We start from the raw sequence: 17,586 nt of genomic DNA, 5'->3' as shown, positions 1-17,586 counted from the left end.
GTGGCAAAACAAGCCAAAACAGGGTTTAACAAGCTACAAAACAGGCCAGCGCCTATTTAATAAATCTGAATAGCTGCCGAAAACTATTTGGTCTACCACAGGTTTTCTCTGTAAACAACCCATTCATAATCATGGACAAGAAAACGACAACTTCACTGGGTATTGCGTTAGGAGCCGCCACCCTACTTGCCGGTGCTGGTTTTGGCATCTATAAATACTTCAAAAATAAAAGCGGACAACGTGCTGGTACTAGCACTTCGGGTGCAAGTACAGACGAGTATGCTCAACCCAGCGACTATATCGGCAATGGACTTATTAAAAGCATCAAGCTTTACGGAAGTAATCGGGTAGATAATGGTCTGGTAGGCGGTGGATTGTATACGGCATCATAGCTATCATGACTTCTCTGCTGAGCGTAGTCTCTGATTACGCTCAGCAGAGAAGTCGCCAGGATACTACGGATTCAGCACCCCAACTTTCAGGAAACTTGCACCCGATTTGCCATGATACACCCGATGCGTGGCTTTCTGATAATCAGCTTCTTTGGCGAAAAAGACGGGGACGAATGTTTGCGGATTACGGTCAGCCAGCGGGAAGCAAGAGCTTTGAACCTGCACCATCAGCCGGTGTCCTTTTTTAAACGTGTGTAGTACGTCCTGCAACTCCACAGCCACCTGGGTTGGCTGATTCGGTTTAAAAGCTTCGGGTTTGCTAACATTGTTCCGATAACGTCCCCGAATGATTTCACTACGTATCAACTGTTGATAGTCTCCATAAACGACATCGCCGTTTTGATGATTCTGGGGCATATCGGGCGGATATACGTCGATCACTTTCACCATCCAGTCGGCGTCGGTGCCGGTCGTTGATACGGTCAGTTGAGCCAGAATCGGCCCGGCCAGTGTTAAATCGTCGGTGAGTACGTCGGTTTGAAAGGTCAACACGTCGGGGCGGGACGACGCAAACCGCTGATCTTCGACCATATAATCAGCCGAAAAACCATCATTGATTTTACTGGAAAACGGAACCGGGTGTGCAGGGTCCGACGGGAATTCGGAGAAGGTGGTTCCGGTTGTGGATGGGGAGAAACCGAGTTTACCATTTCCCTGCAAATATAACTGTTTTTGCGCCGTTCCTTTCGGCGGATACGTATCGAAACTGCGCCAGCGGTTGGTGCCGGTCTCGAACAACGTAGCTTCGGGCAGCGCTAGCGGTGTTGTTTCATTGAACAGGTAATGCTTAAAAAATTTAGCTTCGATGTTCTCCTGATAATAGGGCGACGTCTTCGAGCCAAAATTCTGATCGGCCAGGATTTGCCCCGACGGACCCGCCCAGCCGCCATGTACCCAGGGACCTACCACAAAGATGTTTTGAATACCCGGATTCTGTTTTTCAATAGCTTTATACGTATTGAACGTACCATACAGATCCTGCTCGTCGTACCAGCCACCAACCACCATCACTGCGTGTTTGAGGCCTTTTAAATGCGGTAAAATATTACGTTTTTTCCAGTGTTCGTCGTAGTCGGGATGCTCGAAATTTTCGTGGTAATACACATTCCGACCCTTGTAATAGTTATTTTCCGAATTGGCCGTTGGCCCCATGTTCAGGTAAAAATGGTAACCATCCGGATCGTCGATGTTAAATAAAAGGGGCGGGCGCTGCTTCGTTGGCCCTTTCTGCTCCTGAAACGACGTATAGAACCCAAAGTTAGCTGCAATCTGGAAGGCTCCATTATGAAACGCATCGTCGCGCCAGAGATCAGCCATCGGCGCTTGTGGTGATGACGCTTTCAGGGCCGGATGTCCCGACACCGACCCCGCCGATGTAAAGAAACCGGGATAGCTGATGCCCCACTGCCCTACGTTTCCATTGTGACCAGGTATGTTTTTCAGCAGCCAGTCAATGGTATCATACGTATCGGAAGCTTCGTCATGATCGGCGTTTCCTTTTTTAACGTCCACATGCGGGGTCATTTCCACAAACTTCCCCTCCGACGCCCAACGTCCGCGAACATCCTGATACACAACAATGTAATTATCACGTAGCATGAACGCATTCGGCCCTACCCGCCGACGAAAGCGATCCAGTCCATAAGGCTGACAACTGTAGGGCGTCCGCTGCATGATAATCGGATGCTTCGTTACCTGATCTTTAGGCGCATATACCTGCGTAAAGAGCTTCGTGCCATCGCGCATGGGCACCATAAATTCAGACTTCTGATACGTCTCAGCCACATAAACCGAATCCTGCGCGGGCGTGTATGGATATGGATTGGCCGATGGCGTCGCCTGGGCAAGGACTATGGCTGGCAGTAACAGAAAAGCTAGTAGCGTTTTCAATGAGATTGAATGAAGTTGGTTTGTGGTGCAAAATAGCGTCTAATTGAACTGGTCAACGCTGGTAGGTACCAATTTTAATTAGTAGCCTATTCGACATGCATGATCCTGTTCCGTCAGAAGCTCAACAGGGCTGCGTCGGCAGGAAATCGGGTTATCTATACCCTGAGAGCATCCTCAGATACACAATCAGTTGTAAAAACAATATAGTTGCGTACATGACGGTACGCTAAATGAATCTTGAAAATTGCCTTTCCTACAGGCTCTGCGCTGTTGCCCCCTTGGTAAACTGGAAGATTTTCATTCCCCCGATGGTTGCTAAAAAAACCTTCTACCAGTACAAATTTATAGAGTCAATTAGCCCCAGGTAAGATACCACGGAAAAAATCCTCACCTCATCCAGGTAAGGAGTTACTTACTGATTAGCCATTTTTCATGCCCTTGTATTGGGCAAATAGTCAATTGCTGAGTCTGCCATCAATCAAGAACAATCACCGATTTTCCGATTAGTTTACCCCGACGGGCTTCCCGGTATGCGTCCCTGACGTTAGTGAAGGAATACGTTTTATCCAGCACGATCTGCAGGCCAGCTTCAGCTAGATTCGTCAACGTATTGAGCCCTTCAATGGTCGGTTTCACGATCAGGACCTTGAGTTTTTGCCCTGAAATAAGATTGTTAACGAACGAGTAAATGAGCGTCAACGGGGATGGAAGCGTAGTGACAAAGACGGCCTTTGGTTTCATCAGGATTTTTGCCTGGTTAAAGGAAAGCGTGGTCGATAAATCAATAACCGCGTCGAACCGTCGATTAAGAAGCTTAATATCCTGCTTTGTGTAGTCGATTACGGTATCTGCGCCCCATTTTGCTGCTTCGGCAACGCCTTTGGTACTGACAACCGCCGTTACCCGGGCACCGCGTTTTTTGGCAATCTGCACGGCAAACACACCAATCCCACCGGTAGCCCCGTTGATCAACACCTCCTGGTTAGCGCTGACGGCGGCCAGCTGATCAATGATCTGAATGGCTGACAGTCCGGTTACGGGTAGGGCTGCGGCCTTCTCAAACGAAATATTGGCAGGTTTTGGGGCAATATCAGACTCTTTAACGACAAGGAAATCGGCCAGGGCTCCGCCTTTAAATACGTCCAGCACCCCAATGACCGCATCACCAGCGGTAAAGCGTGTTACGGCGCTGCCAGTTTGTTCGACAATGCCGGAGAAGTCGATACCCACCGATTTGGGAAATGTAGATCCTGACATCAATTTCATTTCTCCCCCGTACACCTTCCAGTCCAGGGGGTTAATCGAAACCGCTTTTACCCGAATCAGCAGTTGATCTTTCTCAATACCTGGCACCGCTTGCTCGGTTACCTCCAGCACGCTTTCGTCGCCAAATTGCCTATAAATTACTTTTCTCATGTTGGTTGACTTGTTAAGTTGAACAAGAAGCCCGGTCATCCAAAAAGGTGCCGGGCCTTATAGGTTATACGAGTTGTGCCAATTCATCCAGTACAGGATAATCGGTGTACCCCTGCGCACCGGGGGTGTATAAAGTCCTGTAATCCACCTCATTCAGGGGGGCGTTTTTTTCTATCCTCCGCATGAAGTCGGGGTTTGACAGAAAGCTTCTGGCAAAGGCCACCAGATCGGCCGATCCGGCCTGTAATTTTGCTTCGGCTGTTTGGGCGGTTAGTCCATTGCAGTAAATAAGCGTATTGGAAAAGGCGCTGCGGATTGACTGATGCGTTTTTTGTGGTATCGAAGGATTGTCGGAAATGTGGATGTATGCAATGCCCAGGCGGTTCAATTCACCACTCAGGTAAGCGTAGGTCTGGTGTACGTCTGCCTCGTCGTACGCCGGCATATCACTTAGCGTAGAGTACGGCGATATACGCAGACCAACTTTCTCCCGACCGATGGCACTGGCTATCTTTTCGGCGATCTCCAGGGTTAAGCGGCTGCGGTTTTCAATACTTCCGCCATAGTTGTCCGTACGGGTATTGACATGGGGATTTAACGATTGTTCCAACAGATACCCGTTGGCACCGTGAAGTTCCACACCGTCAAAACCAGTTCTGACAGCGTTTATGGCAGCTTTTACAAAGTTGTTGATCACATTGACTATGCCTTCCGCATCCAGGGCTACCGGCACGGAATGTTCCTGCAAACCGGCGGTGTCGGTAAAGATTTCTCCGGCTGCTTTACGATCAGAGAGTCCTACTGGCTGATAGCCTTCCGGTAAATTAGCGATATGGGCAATCCGGCCAGTATGCATCAACTGTAGGAATATCCTGGAACCGGCCTCATGTACGCCCTTCGTTACCGCTTTCCAGCCATCAACCTGTGCTTCGGAAAAAATGCCCGGAATGCGCGGATAGCCTAATCCTTCCGGGCTAGGTGAGGTACCTTCAGTAACGATCAGGCCAGCGCCGGAACGTTGTCTGTAATAGGTAGCCATTAATTCATTGGGTAGATTGTTCAGTGCCCGGCTGCGCGTCATCGGGGCCATTACAACATGGTTTTTTAACCGTAGTGAGCCTTTTGTAAAAGGCATTACTAATTTTCTCATTGCCGTGTGTTTTAGTTTCTGCACAGCAAAGTTGAGCCTTCAAACGAACTGTAAATAGCGCAAAGAGCCAGAAAAACAGTCGAATCCGACGAGACCCGTCAATCCAGATATCTACCCGGCGGGTATTGTTATCGTATGATTATACAGGCTGATGAGCCGCATGATCCAGTTTGTCTGATAGGACTATAAATCAGTCCTATCGGAATATTTTCTAATCTGGAGCTTTCCGAGATTTGTGGCGTATTTAAATCAACTGGTATGGAAAATCACAAAAAACCGTTCACCGTGGGGGCCGAAGAGGGAAAAAGCATTTCCGTTGTGGGTGACACCTACCGAATCCTGATCAGTGGAAAAGACACAGCAGGAGCCTTCTCCACGATTGACATGCTAATCCCGCCCGGCGGTGGACCTGGGCCGCATGCCCATGCAGATTTTGAGGAATCCTTTTACGTGATCGAAGGCGAAATAGAAGTCAAATCCGAGTTTGGCGACTATGTAGCGGGTAAAGGATCATTTATTACCATTCCTAAAGGGGGGGTGGTGCACGCCTTTACAAATAAGACCCAGCAAACGGCCCATTTGCTTTGCACCGTGGTACCTGCCGGTTTGGAAACGCTGTTCGAAGAGATTGGCCAGCCGGTTGCTTCCGGCCAGTTTCTTCCTCCGCCACCGCTGGACGAAGCCGCCGTGAAAAAACTACAGGCCATAGCCGAAAAGCATGGTCAGAAAGTATTCCCACCCGATTATCTGGGGTAGACAGCGCGTTAGGAATACGAGTACCGCTTCGGGTTCAGGCCATAATGCTTTTCAAATAGTCGGCTGAAGTGGCTCAGGTTGGAAAATCCCAGCTCATAGCCCACCTCGCCAACGGAGTGCTTGCCCTGTTTCAACAGGAAGGCGGCTTCTTCCATTCTGGCTTGCTGGTAATAATTGTAGATTGTGGTGCCAAACGTTTGCTTGAAAAGCTGTCTTAGTTTGGTTTCACTCATGGCTGCCACCTGTGCCAGCTCACGGATTACTGGCGGCACACTCAGGTCGCTGATGATCTCATTCCGTATGTACAAGAGTCTTTCCACGTCGGCGCTGTTGATCGTTTGATGAGCAGCGCTTTCGCGGAAAGACAATTTATGGAAAACCAGATAAAGTAGCTCCTGCACCTTGATCTGCATGTAGAAGTGGCTCAAGCGATCATTCATGTCCACGGCGGCCATGTTTTTAAGCAACAGCTTGGTTTCGGCTCCCATGCGTTCGAAGAAAAGAAAGGAATTACCGCTGCCGGTGATGGTCTGGAGTACCGAATTAGGCTCACTGACAGCCAACAATTCAGTTAAACGGAGCGGCTTTATAGCGACAACTACATAATGAATAGTTTGATAGGCGGGAAAACGAATAGTTGAGCTGAGATCGTTGGAAGTAACCTGGATAGCCGACTCATCGCGCTGCGAAAACAGGACCTGGGTGTCATCATTGTAAGCGATCTCAAGCGCCTGCTCGTTGTTGTAAAAAAAGACAGTGATCAGGTCATTCCTCTGGCCGGATGCATTGCGTTTGATGATAAGATCTTCCTTGAGAGAGTAACGATGTATGGTGATCTTGAAGTCCGGCTCGAATACTAACTTGCGAATGTAACCCTGTCCAACATGCTCTGGCATCACCAGCAGGCCGTTCTGTACCGTTGCCTGTATATGACGGGCAAAGTAAGTCATAAAGTCAAAATCGGGTGTAGAGGTAAAGCTGAATAGCATAACGATAGAGCCTTATGTGCCAACGTTTAGCAATATCGCACATTCGTAATGTATAATTTCAGGTTCGGATTTGAAAATTGTTACGCTTTGATCAGCCAAGCATTTGTCTATATATCGTTTGGCATTCCCCTCTACCGGCAAAACAAGTAGTGTGTTGGAATCGCATCGAAACCTGCGATCCAGTACGTCAAAATGTAAGCCTGCGGCTATCTGTTCTTAGACTCGTCAGCAAGCCGGGGGCATCACCCTATGTATGGCCCGATAATAGACGCAGACGGACAATATCCATCACGAAACAATTCGCGCTACGTATCTGATTCTTTACTAAATCGCTAACGCTGTATTTTCCGTATTTTATGGAGATAACCCATCACCGTAGAGATGACCGGCTGGCCGAGCCTGTTCCACTAGAGTCAGACGTTTATGAGTAAGCTATTTTTAGTTCTGTTTGCCCTACTAAACGCCGGTACTGCTTTAGCTTCGGAAACGTTTTTCTATATCGTCAAGAAATCAGATTGGCTTTCCCGAGCGGACAAGGCCAGTTTTTGCCCATTGTCTCTTTCAGAAAGGGGATATATTCAGCTTTCAACACCAGAGCAGGTGATTCCAACCGCCAATACGTTGTTTTTGGGTCAGGCTGATCTGCTCTTACTTAAAATCGAAATTTCCGACAGCGATCCACTATTGAAGTGGGAAAACGTAGTAGGCTGCGAGGGTTCCTGCCCGCATTATTACGGTTCACTCGCAACAAAGTACGTTCGGAAGGTCTATGCCTTCCCACCAAAAAGAGATGGCTGTTTTACACTGCCTGCTGACCCTTTTCTCAAACGAATGGTGGCGTGGAGCATTCCCAAATCCACCATAAACCAATTCCTGTATTACCAGGATTGGCAGAAGACCGACCGATTGCATAAACTCCAGACAAAAAACTTCACCCAGCCTAAAGTTCAGTTACAGTGGTGGTATTTTGACTTTTTCCTCAGCGATGGCAGCTCAGTCGTGGTGGGGTTTATCCCTCAGGACTGGTGGAGTAAACCCGGATCGGGCCAGAAAAAGTCGGTATTCACTATGGCTCTGAAGACCAGGGATGGTCTTGTAAAACGATTTTTAACCGAAATTCCTCAAGCAGACATCAGGACTTCGGCAGACCGGCTGGAAGTCCCATCCCGATTTCTTATTCAGGCCAGCGGTTCCGGTAAACACAGAACGTATGCCATCAAGGTAAATTTCCCGGAGATAGCGGGCGTTTTTGACATTACCCCTACGAAACCGCCATTTGCTGCTTTCCCAACGGGCGTTATGCCGGGTATTCTGGTGAGCCTGATGAGTGGTGCGCGCCTAGGTAGCCCCAGCTTTAGCTACGTCTCCCAGATTCCCCATAGCAACGTATCGGGGTCGCTGGCCTGGGGGGATTATAAAACCAACATCAAAGGGCAGGCTTACCACGAACAGGGACGGCTGGACGACACACCCGACCGGCAGGGCGGTAGCTGGACCTGGTATCATTTCAGCGGAGACGGGTGGAATATTTTCGGCAGTCCGGGCAGCTATATTTACCTTCAGCAGGGCGACCAGATTATACGGGCTGGCTTTCACATGCTGGCCAGGCAGTATACGCTGCAAAATCGAACGTTTTCCAGCCCCGATCACACCAAGTTGTTGACCGGTGGCGAGATATCGTTTCGGCACGAGAACCTCACATTTCGACTGAAGCTCCCTCCTGCTACGTCGAAAACCCTGGTTTGTTATCCCTCCCCCGACCCAAATCAGGTCTGGGGAACCGTGGGCGGACCCGCCACCCTCTCAATTTCTGAAGGTTCCACCACCAGAACACTTGAGGGCCGAATGTTTCTGGAAACCTGCTCCTGGGAAACCAGCAAAAATCTTTAAACAAACGTGGATTGCTTGTTACAACCGTCTTGCTACGTATTGGGTCTTTTCAGCGAACCTTATTTCAACACAAATGAAAAATATGTATAGACCCTTACTTACAGCCTTATTGCTCCTGACAGGATTTACCTCATCGGCACAGAGTTCACCGTTTGAATTCGGATTAAAGGGCGGATTGAATCTATCTTCTTTATCCCTGAACAACACTACTTTACCAAATTATAACGTAAAGACCGGTGTCAATGCAGGGGTTACCGCCAACTACAAGTTTAGCAAAAACCTCTTTCTTCAATCCGGGCTTTCGTTTACCACCAAAGGGACAAAAATAAAAGGCGAAGCGCCCCTTGGCTACGAATACAGGATAGTAATGCCAGGTAGAGAAGCATATATGAAAAGCAATCAGCGGTATTTGCAGGCACCTGTCTATCTAGGCTACAAGATTGATCTAAAGCCGGGAACAAAGCTTGTACTTAATGCTGGGCCGTACTTTGCCTATGGCATAGGCGGCAAAACCCAACTAACTGGCGATATCATTTATGGCGATATGATTGATTACAGCACCGTTGAGGAAAAGACATTTGATAGCCGGGGTCTCAAGCGTTTCGATTTTGGCGTAGGAACCGGAATCGGGTTTGAGTTCGGCAGAACCGTTCTAGGCCTGACGTATGAATTGGGCTTGAAAAATATTGGACCAGCGGGTGACCCTTATTTTCCTTTCTATAAAAATAGCTACAAGAACAGAAATGCCTCTCTGTCATTGGAATACAAACTGTAGACAGAAGCGTATTCATGAAAAAAGGCCAGTGCTACGTAGCATTGGCCTTTTTTTTATGAATACGCTCGTGAGTCAACTCATTTATACATAAACTCCCGAATGCTTCTTGGAACGGGGTCCTTATCGGTAACGACAAACTCCCGGATGGGCCGATTCTTCGTATCAAAATGGTAGTAGTGGGTGAATACGGTAGTCGGTGATGCCGAATCAGCCAATGTCTGCTTAATAAGCAAATTCTGACTTGGCTTGCCCCGGTAGGTGAAAGGGGATGGAATACCGGGTTTTGTCAGGTCATATTCATAGGTATTGTATTGCACACTGCCATTCCGATAGACTGTTTTCCTGGCGATAACATTCCCGTTTTCTATGGTGTACGTATCTTCCTGGCCGTTTCCGTTGTAGCTGATCAGATACCCTTCGGCATTATAAATGTATTCGCCGGGGCCTGAGTTTCCTTTCAGGTAGCCTTGCTCGTTCAGCAGTAACGTATTGAGAAACTCCTTATTTTCTGAATTCTGGTAGCGCGTATTCAGATCTGGCGCATACTGATAGGAATATCCCTCCCACCAATTACGGTCGTAGCTGGCCACAGATTTTTCACCCGTCAGCCGGTTCTGTTCGTCGTAGTCATAATTGGTCGTACGGGTCCAGACTACTCTGAGTTGGTTTCCATTCAGCAGGAACGTTTTGTCGCCATTTGGGTCTACAGAATAGCCCGAAATCTGCACAACTGGCCCTAACTTCACAACGCCCGACTTCTCGACTACAGGCGGAGTTTGTGAGCCAGCCGAAGAAGGGTTCGTAGTATTCGTGGGCGTGATATCCTTTCGGGGTTCCTTGCAGGATAATACGCTCGCCAGTGGTAATAGGAACAGGATTGTTGTTTTCATTGGTGGAATGAGGTTCGTTACGTGTTCTGTAACTGCTACTGGAATGACACCGATTTAGAACTTATTTGTTGCAGACATAAGCAAAAATTTCCGTGTACAACAAAGAAGTAAGCTCATTCAATTTACCTTATTTTTGTCTTACGGCTAACCCAAACCCATCCCGTTTATGAGCTCGCTACATACAGAACAACTCATGCGATCCTTCATCGATCGATTCACCGGAGAAGCTTCGGTCCGCAAGGTTTACGGAGAACCCATTGTGGCCGGAGATAAAACCATTATTCCCGTCGCTAGGGTTACTCTCGGCTTGGGCGGAGGTTTCGGTGAGGGAAATTTGGCGGCCGGAAAAACGACCAGTGATGCAGCTGGCAGCAGCCAGGGAGACGGGGGCGGCTTAGGGGGCGGTTTAATGATCAGCCCACAGGGATTTATTGAAGTAACGCCCACCGAAACCCGCTACGTACCAATTGGAAGAGTGCGGTATGTAGCACTGGGCGTGGCCATTGGCCTTGTCGTCAGCAAGTTATTCAATCGTTGATCGCTGCTTATCCATGCGCCACGGCAATCAGGTCTAAAAACAGTTGGGCGGCTGGTTCGATCAGGTTATCGTTGAAATCGTAATCGTCGTTGTGCAGTGCCGGGGAGTCTTCGCCATTGCCAATACCAAACATAGCCCCTTTGTATTTTTGCGTAAAGAGGCCAAAATCTTCGCCCCATTTGAAGGGTTCCTGTTTTTCAACAAAAGCATATCCGAGTTTCAGGGCGCTTTGTTTGATTTGGGCGAAGGCATCAGGGTCGTTCTCATTGGCAAAAAACGCTTCCGTATAGCTCGTTGCTACGTCGATACCCGTGCCGGTCGACAGTTCCGTCAGTAAAGCCAGTAGTTCGGCGGTCAGCGCTTCCATTCGTTTGGCATTTCGGGTTCTGAGCGTAAGATGCACCTCTCCATAACCCGCCGAAATGCCGTAGGACTTCTCTCCCATTGTCGTATAAATTGGCGTGATTAGCGCAAAGTCATCAGCCTGATCCGCAGGCTGTTGCAAGGTGCGGCTCCTTAGCGTAAAATCTGCCATCACATACGCCGGGTTACGTCCTTTTTCGGGTTCGGCCGAATGGGATACGTAGCCCGTGAACGTAACGATCATACTCAAAACGGATGCTGTAAACGGGCCGGGTTTGCATACGATAACGCCCTGTTGAAAGCCGGGTAAATTGTGCAGCGCAAACGCGCGATCAGGCGTAATGTCGGCAAAAGCAGGATCGTTCAAAACGGCGGCAGCGCCCGCACCAGTTTCTTCGGCGGGTTGAAACAGCAAATATACCCGACCGTTCGCAACCGGATTTTCGGCTAACAAAGATGCCAATCGGGCCAGAATTGCAGTGTGGCCGTCATGACCGCATTTGTGTGACACGCCGTCGATCTGCGATTTATGCCCAAACGTATTGACCTCCTGAATGGGCAACGCATCAATATCGGCCCGAATCAACGTAACGGGACCCGTATTGCCCGGCCCGTATTGCAGTAATAAACCCGTTCCGCCAACCTCCCAACTGGCAACGGGATTAAACTGGCTAACAAACGATTTTATCCGTTTCTGGGTGTCTACTTCATGACCCGAAACGTCGGGAAACCGGTGAAGTTCACGTCTGAACTGGACGAAGCGGTCAGTTTGGTCTAAAGGCATGATTGGCTCAGGCTCAGTGAATATTCATTTTTTCAATCGAAGATAGGCAGAAGAACAAAGTATTCTTCTGCCTTAGGCGATATAAACATGGATATTACAACGTAGTAGAAGCTATTTCAGTAAAAGTTGCACTAAACCATCGCATCAGATAATCAACAGATTACTTTACTTATTTTAGCCCTTTACACAACCTGTTTTAGCGAAAAATACCTCATGAGAAAACTTGTCCTTCTTTGGCTGTTTGCCAGTTTTGGCGCGTCAGCGCAGTCACTTTCCAGACCCGAAACGGCGGTCATTGCCACCGTTAAGAAACACATGCCCGAAACCGAAGCGTTTCTGGAAAAAGTCGTCAACATCAACAGTGGCACGCTCAATAAAGAAGGCGTACGCACGGTTGGTAAATTGATGGCCGATGAATTTGATAAACTAGGCTTTAAAACCGAATGGGTATCGCTTCCTGATTCGCTCAATCGGGCGGGACATCTGGTGGCCACCCGGCAAGGTAAAAAGGGCAAAAAGTTGTTTCTGATTGGCCACCTGGACACTGTCTTTGAAAAAAGCCTGCCGATGGAGCCGTATACGCGGGTCAATGACTCGACGGTGGCGGGCCAGGGCGTCAACGACATGAAAGGGGGCGACGTCGTGGTGATTGCGGCTCTGAAAGCGCTGCAGGAGCAAAAACTGCTCGACGATACGTCCATTACCATCTACTTTACGGGTGACGAAGAGAGTTCGGGTGGTTCTGAAAGTCGCCGGGATTTTATCGAACGAGCGAAGAAATGCGATTTGGCACTGGCCTTTGAATCGGCTCAGGGCCTACACCACGTAACGACCGGTCGGCGGGGAGCCAGCGGGTGGACGCTCAACGTAAAGGCCCGGACAGGCCATTCGTCCCGCATTTTTAATGACCTGGGCTACGGTGCCATTTACGAAGCCGTTCGGATTCTGAACGAGTTTCGGCGGACGCTCGGTCAGGAAAAATACCTCACCTTCAACCCCGGCCTGATCGTTGGTGGCTCGGAAGTGCACTATGACGACAAAACGGCGAAAGCCGAAACGATTGGCAAAACAAACATCATTGCCGGTACGGCCCTGGTTAAAGGCGATCTGCGGTTTCTGACCGAAGCCCAGAAAGAAGCCGCCCGCGCTAAAATGCGCGAAATTGTCGATAAGAGCTTGCCGCTCACCAAGGCCACCATTTCCTTTACCGACGGCATACCAGGCATGGAGCCTTCTGCGGCCAACGACGAACTGCGCAAGCAAATAGACAAAATCAGTCGGGACATGGGCGTCGGCCCCGTCAAAGCGTTCGACCCGGGTGCGCGCGGGGCCGGGGACGTATCATTTGTGGCCCAATACATGCCCTGCGTAGACGGACTGGGTGCGTCGGGCAAAGGCGCTCACAGCATCGAAGAAACAATGAATATCAAGGAGTTCCCGATACTCATCCAGCGGGCCGCCCTGCTGATTTACCGATTGACACGGTAGCCCGAACGAACACCTTCCCCAAAGCTCAGAGCTTTGGGGAAGGTGCCTACTAATTGAATGCTACGTAGTGGCACGCTGTGGGAATACGGATTAAATCAATTACTCACTTTTTAGATAATGAACCGGATTGGTGCGGGCAGCTTTCAATGCCTGACGAGAGACGGTCAGGGCAGTTATCAGGCCAGTTAGAACGAGGGTTCCTATCAATAGCCAACCGTTTACCGAAATTCGATACGTATACTGCTGTAACCAACCCGACAACACCCAGGCCCCGAGCGGTGCCGCCACGAAGAAGCCCAGACCGAGTAGTTTACCGAACTCCCGCCCTAACAACCAAAGCAGCTGCGTCGTCCGGGCTCCCAGCACCCGACGAACGCCAATTTCTTTGGCTTTGGCCTCGGTCATAAACGTAACCAGCCCGTATAGACCCAAGCAGCTCAGACCAATCGCCACCAGGGCGAACGCCTGAACCATTCCCGCCAGTAAACGCTCCAGTTCCGTAAAGCGACTCATTAGGTCTGATAGGTTCTCTGCGTGATAAACCTGATCCGGCAATACCTTATCCCAGACCTGCTGAATGGCCTGACCAGTCTGGTCGGCGTAGGTTGGGTTCAGGCGCAGCATCGCTACCCGGCTGTGCGGAAGATCATGAATCAGCGTCATAGGCAAAATAGGCTGGTGTAAATCTCCGCTGCGAAAGTCCCGCACGACGCCGACAATAACCCGGTCACCGTCTTTCACCCGAATGGGTTTACCCACCACCGCAGCCGGAGAGGAGATACCCAATTGCTTCACCAGCGTTTCATTCACCAATACGTCGCGACCCGTCGTATCGGTAGACCGAATGTTTCGACCAGCCACCAGCGACAAATCGAAAACCGACAGGTAATGTTCATCAACCGCCCGCACGCGGGTTTCAAAGGGTTCGGGCTGGGTCGCGGTGTGATAGCTGAATGGACTGGGGTGATTGTAGGGCGATGCAGGCATATCGCTACCAAAGGCAACCTGCTCGACACCCGGCACTTGCAACCACTGCTCACGCAGGTGCGCGAAGGGAATGGATTGCTGCTGGGGCAGGAAAACAACTTGAGTCGATTCATGACGAAAACCCCATTCAGCCCGCTGCATGTGCTGAAGCTGCGTCGTGATGACCAGTACGCTCAGGATAAACAATTGCATCAGCACGAACTGACCAAGAATGAGGCCCTGCCGTACCGTTAGTCGACCTACAGTCCGAGTCGCCGGTTGGCTGGTGAGTGCCTTTGCCGGATTGAAACGGGCCAGCACGAGCGCTGGATAAAGGCCCGATAAAATGATTACGCTGATAATAAGACACAGAAACCACCCTACTGCCTGAGGCTGAACCACATCGCCAATGGATAGGTCCGGACGTAGCATTTCAATGGTAGCCGCCAACGTCTGATTGACTACCGGCAGGCTAAGTTGGGTCAGTACGAGGGCAACGAACGTAGATAGTATCACCAACAGGGCTGTTTCCAGCATAAACTGGCCGACCAACTGCCAGCGTGTACTGCCCATCACTTTGCGAACACCAACTTCCCGCGCCCGTTTCAGCGCCCTGGCCGTTGCCAGGTTAATAAAATTGATGCAGCCCGCCATAACCAGCAGTATGCCGACCCCGATCAGGACATAAAGGACCGGTCGCGGAGCCGTACCACTACGTTGGTGGTTGAGTTCAGCCAGGGGCAGAACCTGATAGTCAAACTGAGTAGCTTCCTGGGGCGACAGATTCCTGCGTCGAATAGCAGATAAGCTTTGGCTAAGCAAATCAGGATCAGTCCCTTCCCGCAACCGCACAAAGCACATCGCCTGTAGTCCCTGCCAATCGGCCAGGGCGGTCGGTCCATCCAATACCGGAATGGTAGCATACGAGACGAACGCGTCATACCGAAGCTGGGTATTGGTCGGTGGGTCTTTAACAATTCCCGTAACGGTCAGGTCGGTTCGGTTGTCTAAGCGCAGAGTCTTACCCAGGGCCGATGCCGTGTCGAAATATTTATGGGCGTAGCGCTCACTCAGCACAATTGTGTTGGGAGCCGCCAGGGCCGTCTTCGGGTTGCCGCTCACCCACTCCACACCGAACAGGTCGACGTATTGGGGTTCGGTAAAGCAGACGTTACGAGCCTCAGCAAACTTTTTGATCCAACCACCTTTCCCATTTGGAACGCTCAGGGTACGGCCAAAGAAAGTTTCTAACCGGACCGCGCTCTCCACAAATGCGTAGTCGCGCCGGAGCACATCGGCCAGCGGTCGCGGGGCGGCATCGGTCTGCATGGTTGTTTCCCGTTTGATATCGGTAACAATCCAGTACGTACGATCCAGGTGCGGGTGGTAGCGATCAAAGCTAAACATGTAGTTGACTACCAAAAAAATGATCAAACCGCTCGCCAAACCCACCGCCAGCCCCAGCAGGCTAATAAGATTGACATGCCAATTTTGCCACAGGTGGCGCCGGGCCACCGTGAAGTAGTGAACAATCATCGGAAAAGGAATTAGGTTGGAATGGGACTTTGCCAGTCTACAGATAAACGCGGAGTCAGACAGCCGGCAATCGCCTGGGTTTACGGCGATTACGAGCCATCCACCACCGAACGATAACTACGCTCATCAATCCCGCCAGCCCTGCTCCCCAGGCAGTTTGGAACGCGCCAAGTGGCACAGCCAGCGGTCGACTAACCAGGATCAGAAAACCCATCAATAGCAGAAAGGTGAGTACGCTGGAGAATAGAATGTACTGAAAAGGCCTGGTTGCCCGACGCCGTTGGGCCCGTAACCGAACCCGCAGGGCAACTGGCATAGCCTGCGAAGACTTACTGCTAAATTCCTGAAGATAGAGTTGTTTCAACTGCGCCAGCGCGTGCGGATTTGCCTGCTGCATAGCCTGATCGAAAGCAATTGAAAACTCCTGGCCCTGATCCATGCGTTGTTCAATCAGGGAGGCTATATGGTCCAGCAGTTCGGCTTGCAGTGCCTGATGCGGCCTGGTTTGCTGAATCTGCTGCGCTAAGTAGCTAAGTTGGTCGCGAGACAGTTTGTTCATAAATACGTAATGGAGCGAATGAGTAGAGAGTAATCCTCAATTATTGTCCGAAGGCCACATCTGGCGAAGGCCTGATAAGCAGGCGCATCAATTGAATAAACCGGTCAAATTCACCGGCTTTTCGCACGGCAGTCTCACTACCGGTTGGGGTAAGCCGGTAATACTTGCGTAGTCGCCCATCTACCTCCTGACTTTCCGTAATCAATAAGCCTTCGTCTTCCAGTTTGTGGAGCACTGGATAAAGTGCACCAAAAGTGAGCGTCAGTTCGCCCCCGGTACGTTCTTCGACGGCCTGCGTGATTTCATAGCCGTACATTCGTCCCTGCTGAGCCAGCAACTGAAGAACAATTGTCTTAAGAGTTCCCCGTAAAAATTCCTGATTAGCTGAATCCATAAGGTATGGTGATTACGCGCGCTTAATTTTTAAACAAAAATATATAAGAAAATTATATATACAAATACTATTACAAGTATCTGTTTTAATCCGGGTAAACGAGCTTACAGAAAGCTGGGATCAATAAAACGTTCGGGAAGTTTTAGAGCTTTGGGGAGGTCGGCTATTTCACTGAACGTGGGAATGATCAGGCTACAACTTGAGCGCAGCACCGTCTGACCAGTTTATTTTTTGCTTTTTATTGCGTTTTGCCAAACGGGAACAAAGTCATAAGTCGGGTAGAATTCGGTGTTATACGCGCCCCAGGCACCATTTTCAATCGACAGATTCAGGGTTCTGAGACTTTTGGCTGGAATCTTTACCGTTACCACCTGCCCAATGCCCATCATAACGTACCAGGATACAACCCGTGCTTCTTTGGGCGGAAACATCTCCAGAAACTTATTCTGATTTTGTATTTCCTGAATCTGTTTCAGGCTTTTGTCCTGCTGATGCTTCAGAAAAATCGTGATCATCAGGCTGTCCGATGCGGTTTGCGTAGTTGTAGCAACTTGAGCCTGGCAAGCGCTCCAACCGAAGAAAATGGCGATAAGAAGTAGAGTATGTTTCATGATAATTAAAATTTACGCTACGTAAATTTATTGGCTTTTGGCGGCTTCATCGCCAGGAAGAACGCATTCGTAGTACTTTTCGAGACAAAAATTGCATGAAGGCGGCAAACGTATAGAGATTCGGTTAAAGTGCTTATTT

At 49.7% G+C, this 17,586-nt stretch carries 16 protein-coding genes; 6 read left to right on the top strand and 10 right to left on the bottom strand.

Annotated elements, in window-relative coordinates:
- Positions 1-131: 131 nt before the first annotated feature.
- Positions 132-392 carry a hypothetical protein gene (locus BM202_RS06300; protein ID WP_093824119.1) on the top strand — a complete coding sequence of 87 codons (261 nt, stop codon included), beginning with the start codon at positions 132-134 and terminating at the stop codon, positions 390-392.
- A 63-nt stretch (positions 393-455) separates the two neighbouring features.
- On the opposite strand, the gene BM202_RS06295 is transcribed toward BM202_RS06300, so the two are convergent.
- From BM202_RS06295 to BM202_RS06285, 3 genes are all read right to left on the bottom strand, one after another.
- A complete protein-coding gene (locus BM202_RS06295) occupies positions 456-2,342 on the bottom strand; it encodes a CocE/NonD family hydrolase (RefSeq protein WP_245776545.1) in 1,887 nt (628 codons plus the stop codon).
- 474 nt (positions 2,343-2,816) lie between these two features.
- Positions 2,817-3,758 (bottom strand): NAD(P)-dependent alcohol dehydrogenase, encoded by a 942-nt coding sequence (locus BM202_RS06290; protein ID WP_093825145.1) that lies wholly within the window; start codon positions 3,756-3,758, stop codon positions 2,817-2,819.
- A gap of 64 nt (positions 3,759-3,822) precedes the next feature.
- Positions 3,823-4,908 (bottom strand): alkene reductase, encoded by a 1,086-nt coding sequence (locus BM202_RS06285; RefSeq protein WP_093824115.1) that lies wholly within the window; start codon positions 4,906-4,908, stop codon positions 3,823-3,825.
- 258 nt (positions 4,909-5,166) lie between these two features.
- Between BM202_RS06285 and BM202_RS06280 the strand changes: the two genes are divergently transcribed.
- A complete protein-coding gene (locus BM202_RS06280; protein ID WP_093824113.1) occupies positions 5,167-5,664 on the top strand; it encodes a cupin domain-containing protein in 498 nt (165 codons plus the stop codon).
- Between the two features lie 8 nt (positions 5,665-5,672).
- Here BM202_RS06280 and BM202_RS06275 read toward each other — a convergent pair whose 3' ends face one another.
- On the bottom strand, positions 5,673-6,614 hold the full coding sequence (locus BM202_RS06275; RefSeq protein ID WP_245776544.1) for a helix-turn-helix transcriptional regulator: 942 nt from the start codon (positions 6,612-6,614) through the stop codon (positions 5,673-5,675).
- Between the two features lie 462 nt (positions 6,615-7,076).
- Between BM202_RS06275 and BM202_RS06270 the strand changes: the two genes are divergently transcribed.
- On the top strand, positions 7,077-8,543 hold the full coding sequence (locus BM202_RS06270) for a DUF952 domain-containing protein (protein WP_093824109.1): 1,467 nt from the start codon (positions 7,077-7,079) through the stop codon (positions 8,541-8,543).
- Positions 8,544-8,616: 73 nt separating this feature from the next.
- The gene (locus BM202_RS06265) at positions 8,617-9,318 is read left to right on the top strand and encodes a porin family protein (protein ID WP_093824107.1); all 702 of its coding nucleotides are present in this window, start codon (positions 8,617-8,619) and stop codon (positions 9,316-9,318) included.
- A gap of 77 nt (positions 9,319-9,395) precedes the next feature.
- Here the strand turns inward: BM202_RS06265 and BM202_RS06260 are convergent, their stop codons facing one another.
- On the bottom strand, positions 9,396-10,208 hold the full coding sequence (locus BM202_RS06260) for a hypothetical protein (protein ID WP_093824105.1): 813 nt from the start codon (positions 10,206-10,208) through the stop codon (positions 9,396-9,398).
- Between the two features lie 166 nt (positions 10,209-10,374).
- Between BM202_RS06260 and BM202_RS06255 the strand changes: the two genes are divergently transcribed.
- On the top strand, positions 10,375-10,746 hold the full coding sequence (locus tag BM202_RS06255) for a GerW family sporulation protein (protein WP_218160521.1): 372 nt from the start codon (positions 10,375-10,377) through the stop codon (positions 10,744-10,746).
- A 7-nt stretch (positions 10,747-10,753) separates the two neighbouring features.
- Here the strand turns inward: BM202_RS06255 and BM202_RS06250 are convergent, their stop codons facing one another.
- Positions 10,754-11,893, bottom strand: a complete 1,140-nt coding sequence (locus BM202_RS06250) for an amidohydrolase (RefSeq protein WP_093824102.1) — start codon at positions 11,891-11,893, stop codon at positions 10,754-10,756.
- Between the two features lie 213 nt (positions 11,894-12,106).
- On the opposite strand from BM202_RS06250, the gene BM202_RS06245 reads away from it, so the two are divergent.
- Positions 12,107-13,381, top strand: a complete 1,275-nt coding sequence (locus BM202_RS06245; RefSeq protein ID WP_093824100.1) for a M20/M25/M40 family metallo-hydrolase — start codon at positions 12,107-12,109, stop codon at positions 13,379-13,381.
- Between the two features lie 99 nt (positions 13,382-13,480).
- Here the strand turns inward: BM202_RS06245 and BM202_RS06240 are convergent, their stop codons facing one another.
- From BM202_RS06240 to BM202_RS06225, 4 genes are all read right to left on the bottom strand, one after another.
- Entirely contained in the window at positions 13,481-15,883 is a 2,403-nt protein-coding gene (locus tag BM202_RS06240; protein ID WP_093824098.1) for an ABC transporter permease, read from the bottom strand.
- Positions 15,884-15,938: 55 nt separating this feature from the next.
- Positions 15,939-16,442, bottom strand: coding sequence for a hypothetical protein (locus tag BM202_RS06235; protein ID WP_093824096.1), 504 nt, complete (start codon positions 16,440-16,442; stop codon positions 15,939-15,941).
- Between the two features lie 40 nt (positions 16,443-16,482).
- A complete protein-coding gene (locus BM202_RS06230; RefSeq protein ID WP_093824094.1) occupies positions 16,483-16,836 on the bottom strand; it encodes a PadR family transcriptional regulator in 354 nt (117 codons plus the stop codon).
- A 224-nt stretch (positions 16,837-17,060) separates the two neighbouring features.
- Entirely contained in the window at positions 17,061-17,447 is a 387-nt protein-coding gene (locus BM202_RS06225; protein WP_093824092.1) for a hypothetical protein, read from the bottom strand.
- Positions 17,448-17,586: the final 139 nt, after the last annotated feature.

Origin of the sequence: Spirosoma endophyticum, from assembly GCF_900112365.1 — a bacterium.
GTDB classification, from domain to species: domain Bacteria; phylum Bacteroidota; class Bacteroidia; order Cytophagales; family Spirosomataceae; genus Spirosoma; species Spirosoma endophyticum.
This window is presented reverse-complemented; position numbering and strand designations above follow the sequence as displayed.